This is a genomic window from Streptomyces sp. URMC 123, from assembly GCF_051386515.1.
Classification (GTDB): domain Bacteria; phylum Actinomycetota; class Actinomycetes; order Streptomycetales; family Streptomycetaceae; genus Streptomyces.
In genome coordinates this window covers 23,119-29,282 of record NZ_JBPQTV010000041.1, presented here as the reverse complement: position 1 = coordinate 29,282, position 6,164 = coordinate 23,119, and the positions used below count along the sequence as shown (strand labels likewise).

The window sequence follows — 6,164 nt, the reverse complement described above, 5'->3', positions numbered from 1 at the left end:
CTAAAGGGCAGGACATCTCGGGAAGTCGCCGAGAGACCTACCCAGGGGCCCCCGGGGGCCCTGCGACCACGGGACCGAGACGACCTGCCGGACGGCCCGGCAGGTAGCTGCGTACGGTGCGCTCGCGACGGGCCCCATGTGGGCGACAACGGCCAGGAACTCGCCCGCGCCGCCGCAGACGCGCTCCGGCACCTCCCCCGCTGACGGCCCGCCCGCCGCCCGCGAAGCTGGAGCGGCTGAAAACTCCTCGAGGACAAGCTCTGGCTCCTGGCCACCGTCGGCGGCGGCCGGCCCCAGCACCACAGAGGCCGGGCGTGGCGCGGGCAGCACGACGAAGCCGCTGGCGCGGGGGCCGGCTGCGCGGGCCGCAGGCCTGCTCCCGTTCGCGAAGCCGCCCCTGTCTCCGCTGGGTTTGATCAGCATGCTGTGCTCTGGCCGCGATGGCTGATCTCCTGGGTGACCAGGTAGTTGGCCCGGACCAAGGCTCCATGTCCCCGAACGCACCGCCGGTTCGGGCTTCGTCAGGAGGAAGTCCAGGTCGCCTTCTACGACGTTTCGCCCTGCGAGGGACTGTGCGCGAGTTCGCCCCCCACCTGCGACCGCTGCACGGCCACGGCGAGCGTGGTCGTTTCTACGGGAGCGCGCCCGGTGATCACCCTGCTCTGTTCGTGTGGGTTTCCTCCCGCAGGGATGCCCGTGTCGTCGACGAGGAGTTGTGTAGGTGTGACCAGCTGTACGTGCGACTTCGGCGTCGTGGTGGGGCCAGCGTTGCAGGCCGCCGGCCTCCTTCGCCGCGTTCAGGCCCGGGCCGACGGAAGAAAACGCCGAGGCGACGACGAGACCACCCGCGATGTGCTGGACATCCTGTCCCGGCACCTGGAGGGCAGTGCGCAGGTTCTGTTCGATTTCACCCACTGGGCCGAGGAGCTGGAAGTCCCTGTCGCGCGCCTTCGGGAGGTGGTGGCATGGCTCGTCGAGCATCAGTTCCTGGCGCTGGAGGGAGACGTGGACGGCACCGCCCGCCTGTGGGTGAACCCCTCGGTGGCCCTCGCACCGCGGACGGACCCGCGTCCCATCGCGGCCCGGTACCGCTTCCCCTACATCACGACGGCGGAAAGGTGGATGCACGCCGAACAGCCGGTGATCGTCCAGCCGTACGACGCGGCGGAGTGGGACGAGTTCTACCAGGCGCACCTGCACATGATCGAGGACCCGTCCTGCTATTCCTCCGCCGGCTGCCCGGTGCATGATCGGTAGCACGTGCTGCCCGGGAAGCCCGGAGACGTTCCTGACCGGCAGCCGTGCCCTGTCGGGGCGCAGCGTCCAAAAGGCCGTGCGGGGTCTGCAGCAGCCAGCCGGTCTGGATGAGGCGCCCGAGGGCCTGAGCGACGGGTGTACCGTCCTGCCCCCCAGGACAACGGCGAGTTCCTGCGCGGTGGGCGGACGGCCCTTGAACGTCTCGTACTGGCGGCGCGGGAGCAGATCACCGGGCCTCGATGATGCCCCCGCCGGGCAGCGAGAGCCGGCCGACGTCGCGGTAGTTCACTCCCGGTGCGCGGCCGCAGCCCACGCCAGGTAGGCGAAGGCCCGCAGTTCCAGGGGCGACATCCTGCTCACCGCGGCCGGAGCGGAAGGGTTCTTTCCCAGGCGCCACGTCGACCCCTCAGATGAGGGTCAGCTGTTGGGTGGGCGGCGGGGGCCCGGGGCAGCTTGCCTTGGCCGCGTTCCACTTCATGCGGAACTGCGTCGGCAGTTCGGCGCGCTCGATGATGTCGAGCGCCAGCGCACTGACGGACACGTAGGTGTCCTGCTCCCGCTTCACGAAACCGCGGGCGAGGAGCCGGTCGACCGCCTCACGCACTTCCTCGGGGGTGAGGAACTCCAGCGGCATCAGGAGCCGTGCCAACACGAAGTTGTCGAGCGTCCTGGCCTGGGCCTGGGACAAGGCCAGCCGCAGCAGAGCCGCTGCCTCGTACGGGTAGTTCGTCAGGTCGCGCAAGACATCCTTGTGCCAGGACACCACGAGCGTGTCGGCCAGCCCCGGGTGCAGCTCCATGACGACACGGGGTGCGTCCGGCCGGAGGACCCGGTACGGCGGCAGAGGCTCCATGGCCCGCTGGGCATCATCGATTCGCCCGCGGTGCAGCTGGGAGCGCCCGGCTCGGTCCGGGGCGCACTTCTCGCCCGGTCTGGCATGGCACTGCGGGCAGCTACGGCTGCGGGCGCGTTCACGGACTGCCGGCGGCACGGCTCGACTCACGCAGAACAGTGTTCATTCCGTCGCCCTGATCCACTGGTTCCGCCACGCGCCAGCCGTCGGGCCGCGGCGGTCGACTCGGCGGCGAGGACGGCGAGACCGGGCGCGGCCAGTGATCGCGTAGGCCCGGGACGGCCCCTGGCTCGTACTCCGCCATGTCTTCGCCGGGGCTCCAGGGCGCGGTGCGGCCGCGGGCGTCCAGCAGCATGACCACGGCCCAGATCGCGACGGCGTGGGCGCCGGGCCCACGGCTCGCGCCGTCTCGTCCTGCCGCAGCTGGTGCCCGGTGGCCGTACGCGCTCCACCCCGCAAGCGCGGCGTCGTGGTGTCGACGGCGGCCGCAACCGCGCGCCGCTGGGCGCGGTGGCCTGCCTGCCGCTGCCCTCGGCGCGGGCACGGCCGTGGCGGGGTGGTGCTTTTCCAGCGAACGGTATTCACGAAGGTATTCGCGGGTGCATACTCGGAGGTATGGCAGACACCACGGTGAAGGTCGACACCGAGACCAGGGACCGGTTCGCCGCGCTCGCCGCGGCCCGAGGCATGAGCGTGCGCGCCTACCTGGCGGAGCTGGCCATCGAGGAAGAGAACCAGCTCAAGCTGAACAAGGCGACGCAGGTGTTCCGCGAGGTCACCTCGAAGCCCGGCATCATGGAGGCGTTCGACGCGGCCTTCCCCGATGACGCCCCGGCACCTCGGGACGCTGCGGGGCGGGCGGCCTGACCTTGGAGCTGCACATCGATATCCGATGGCTCCTCGACCGCCAGGAGGAACTGCTCGGCAAGGACCTCGGTGTCCGGGACTACTCGGCCTTGGTGGCCGCGGTCGCCCGGCACAAGGTGAACACCCCGCAGCTGGAGACCGGTGAGCCCGACGCGTACTGGCGTGCCGCCGCGCTGCTGGAGCAGCTGGTGCTGCTGCGCCCGCTGCCGGCCCGCAACGCGTACTTCGCGTACGGCGTCGCCGTCGCGTACATCCGGGCCTGCGGACACGACGTCGACGACTCCTTCAGCCCGTGGGAAGACCTGATCCGCGACATCCGCGGGCTACGCCTGACCGTGTACGACGTCGCCGACCGACTACGCTCCCTACGCCCGGGCCCCTGACCAGAGCCCCCTCTCCCCGGTTCAACACAACACTGAGATCAGCCGGTAGAGCGGGGCCATGCGCGCCCGCGTCCCGCCGGGCAGGCCGACGAGGCACCGGCGCACGTCGGGCTGCGTGCACCAGTGGGCGCGATCTCGCCCGCGGCTCCTGGTTCGATCGCCGAGGCGAGCCCAAAAAGGGGCCAAGGGTGATCTTGAGGCGCCGAGGGCCTCGACGACGTGGCCCGTCGAAGCCGGCGACTCTGCGGAGACGATCTGCCCGGGACCTCACGGGACCCGTATGGAGCAGCCTCCGGCCCGGCGCCGGGCCGGACGCAGGCGGGGACGGGAGGATCAGCGCGTGGCGAAGAACCGTAAGGGCAGCAAGGCTGGGCCGAACAAGCAGGCGGCACGGGCGGTCAGACGGCGCAGGGAGCAGCGGTTGCTGGAGATGGACCCGCTGTTCCACGGCAACCCTCCGTACGAGGGGTATCGGGAGTGGCTGCTGCCCGACCCGCTGACCGGCGTGTTCGAGCTGATGCCCTCGGCGCCGACGGAGACGCGGCTGTTCTTCGCGCGGATCGAGGAGCTCCTGCTGCCGATCTACCGCGGCAGGGTGCCGCTGGCGGCCACCTACCTGGACGACCGGATCAGGCAGGGCGTCATCGTGCTCGCCGACGGCGACGGGCCTGACGCCCGCGTTTCCGCCGTGCCTGTCGCCAGGTTCGCTGAGCGCGTCGGCGACGACGAGCACGGGCACGGGCACCGGGAGATCTGTCCGCAGCTGAACTGCGGGGACGGCGTTCACGTGCCCGAAGAGCACCAGGTCTGGGTCCACCTACACCACCTGCACGCTGCCGGCCGGCTTCTGATGAACGACCGGGATGCGATCCGGCTCACCGCCCCGCCGCGCGAGCCCGGGGAGCGATGGCAGTTCTTCTCCGCCGGCCCCGGAGACGCTCGGCCGGTTGTGCAGGCTTAAGCCCGCACCGCGCCACGACGCCCGCTGGTGGCGCTACCGGAGGGGCTCGGGACGGTCAGCCCGCGTTCAAGCTCCTCGAGGACGAGCTTCTGCTCCTGGCCGCCGTCGGCGGCGGCCGGCCCCGGCACCACGGAGGCCGGGCGTGGCGCGGGCGTGTGGCCTGCCCGCATCGAACTACCAGGGATGGCTCCAAGGTCTTCGAAGTCAGAGAAATCGAGCAGCGCCTTTGAGCGCAGGCGGCGGTTTCTCGCCTGGGCGGACGTCATTCCCTGGGATTGAGGGGACTCACACCTGTGCCGATGTAGTCGCTGGGATTCAGCGAGAGGAGCGTGGCGCTGACGCCGGCGCGTTCGGCCAGGATCACTGATGCGGCAGGGTGCAGGACCCGCCAGTCCGTGCGTGACCAAGCGGCGCCCATCAAGGCGTGATCCCGCGTGAAGTCCTCCACGACGATGAACCTGCGCTGCAGCACATGCTGCCCGGCCCCGTGTTTTTCCCGCTCCGCGGCCACAGCCGACAGCGCGGGCACCACCAACTCGGCGTGTCCGTAGCTAGCCTCGATGTACAGGCCGTTGAGGAACTCGTCGCCCTCGGCCAGCGCCTGCACGCACGTGTGATCCAGCAGTACACGAATCACGCGGCGTGGCCCCTGCGCTCCAGCTCCTGGAGAAACTCCTGGGCCCTGGCCCGCGCCTCACCCGACACCGTCACCCCGGTAGTCTGCCGGATCTCCTCCAACGCCAGCTGCGCCCGCTCCTCGCGTTCCTGCTGCGTCAGCTCCCGGGTCACCAGCTCCTCCAGGAGGTCGTTCATCGTTGTGCCGCGCTCGCGGGCCAGCGCCCGCAACCGATCGCGGACATCCTTGGTCGTCTTGATGCTCGTGTCCTGATCCGCCATACCTCAGATTCTACTTTGAGTAGAACGCGCGCGTCATGCACGCCGCACTGAGGATGAGCGCTCCACCGGCACAGTCGGGGTGGCGGGGGGTGTAGGGCCGGGGCGCGGCCGCCGTGGCAGGGCCGGCCTTCACGGGCACGGGCGTCAGGTGTAGGCAGCGCGAACGTTCGCCCCCTGAACGCTCGCGGGTGCGTCGGTGGCGACGTCCAGGCGGCCGGTCTCGGCGTCGACCTTCATGGCCTGGACGTGCCCAGTACGCTCGGGCGCGGCCGCGGCGACGATGTGGTCGGCCTGGCGAGGACGCTGCTGTCGGCGGCCAGGGCGGCCATGCCGAGCCCGGTCATGATCAAGCAGATCGCCGTACCGAGCCCGCGGGGTTCCGTCCGTCCCGCCGTACGGCGGTGCCGGTGCGCTGCTTCGCTTCTGCGTCTGGGTGGCGCCGTTCTTCTTCGCCGCCTCCCGGAGCGCGGCCAAGGCCGGGCGCGCGAGGCCCGCGCCGCTCAGCTCGACCCCTCACGCGCTCACCGCCCCGGTAGCCGCGCTGTCCAGCGGGCGCGCGGCGCGCTCGGGCAGCCGGTCCGTCCACGGGGCGGCCGAAGCCTTCTCGGTCCGGGCGGCGGCCTGTTCGCGCAGCTGCTCCAGCCGCGTCGCCAGCAGGTACTGCGCGGTGCGCTGGCGGGCGGTGTCGGCGGCCTTCGTTGCGGCGGCGAGGGCGTCCGCGCCGTTCGGGTTGTGCTTAAACCAGCGGCGCCCCTGCTCGGTCTCGTACGCGCGCCGGGCCTGCTCCGCGCGGGCCTGCTCCCGCCGCCGCACGAGGTCCTCCGCCTCGCTCGCGGCCTGCTGGCGCAACCGGCCCTCGAGGACGCGCGCCGGCGCTCGCTGTCACCGAGGCCGAACAGCTCCCAGTCGATGTCCGCGGCGATCCGGGCGCGGCTTGCCCTGCGGA

General features: G+C 71.4%; 8 protein-coding genes and 1 pseudogene. 4 read left to right on the top strand and 5 right to left on the bottom strand.

What is annotated here, in order from left to right; translation table 11 throughout:
• Window positions 1–723 precede the first annotated feature (723 nt).
• Window positions 724–1,257, top strand: a complete 534-nt coding sequence (locus tag ACSNOD_RS08325) for a hypothetical protein (protein WP_436766128.1) — start codon at window positions 724–726, stop codon at window positions 1,255–1,257.
• A gap of 406 nt (window positions 1,258–1,663) precedes the next feature.
• Here the strand turns inward: ACSNOD_RS08325 and ACSNOD_RS08320 are convergent, their stop codons facing one another.
• Together ACSNOD_RS08320 and ACSNOD_RS08315 are read right to left on the bottom strand one after the other, a co-directional pair.
• Window positions 1,664–2,110, bottom strand: a complete 447-nt coding sequence (locus ACSNOD_RS08320) for a hypothetical protein (RefSeq protein WP_436766132.1) — start codon at window positions 2,108–2,110, stop codon at window positions 1,664–1,666.
• Window positions 2,111–2,122: 12 nt separating this feature from the next.
• Window positions 2,123–2,248, bottom strand: a pseudogene (locus tag ACSNOD_RS08315) (zinc finger domain-containing protein); the annotation flags it as partial.
• A 477-nt stretch (window positions 2,249–2,725) separates the two neighbouring features.
• Between ACSNOD_RS08315 and ACSNOD_RS08310 the strand changes: the two are divergent.
• The 3 genes from ACSNOD_RS08310 to ACSNOD_RS08300 all read left to right on the top strand — a co-directional run bounded on the left by ACSNOD_RS08310 (window position 2,726) and on the right by ACSNOD_RS08300 (window position 4,321).
• Entirely contained in the window at window positions 2,726–2,977 is a 252-nt protein-coding gene (locus ACSNOD_RS08310; RefSeq protein ID WP_436766127.1) for an antitoxin MazE7, read from the top strand.
• 2 nt (window positions 2,978–2,979) lie between these two features.
• Complete coding sequence (locus ACSNOD_RS08305; protein ID WP_436766126.1) at window positions 2,980–3,360, top strand: toxin Doc; 381 nt, start codon at window positions 2,980–2,982, stop codon at window positions 3,358–3,360.
• Between the two features lie 340 nt (window positions 3,361–3,700).
• Window positions 3,701–4,321 (top strand): hypothetical protein, encoded by a 621-nt coding sequence (locus ACSNOD_RS08300; protein WP_436766125.1) that lies wholly within the window; start codon window positions 3,701–3,703, stop codon window positions 4,319–4,321.
• A 262-nt stretch (window positions 4,322–4,583) separates the two neighbouring features.
• Here ACSNOD_RS08300 and ACSNOD_RS08295 read toward each other — a convergent pair whose 3' ends face one another.
• The 3 genes from ACSNOD_RS08295 to ACSNOD_RS08285 all read right to left on the bottom strand — a co-directional run bounded on the left by ACSNOD_RS08295 (window position 4,584) and on the right by ACSNOD_RS08285 (window position 6,067).
• Window positions 4,584–4,958 carry a PIN domain-containing protein gene (locus ACSNOD_RS08295; RefSeq protein ID WP_436766124.1) on the bottom strand — a complete coding sequence of 125 codons (375 nt, stop codon included), beginning with the start codon at window positions 4,956–4,958 and terminating at the stop codon, window positions 4,584–4,586.
• Window positions 4,955–5,218, bottom strand: a complete 264-nt coding sequence (locus ACSNOD_RS08290; protein WP_436766123.1) for a hypothetical protein — start codon at window positions 5,216–5,218, stop codon at window positions 4,955–4,957. The genes ACSNOD_RS08295 and ACSNOD_RS08290 overlap by 4 nt, the downstream gene beginning before the upstream one ends.
• Before the next feature lie 513 nt (window positions 5,219–5,731).
• Complete coding sequence (locus tag ACSNOD_RS08285; protein ID WP_436766122.1) at window positions 5,732–6,067, bottom strand: hypothetical protein; 336 nt, start codon at window positions 6,065–6,067, stop codon at window positions 5,732–5,734.
• Between the last annotated feature and the right edge of the window lie 97 nt (window positions 6,068–6,164).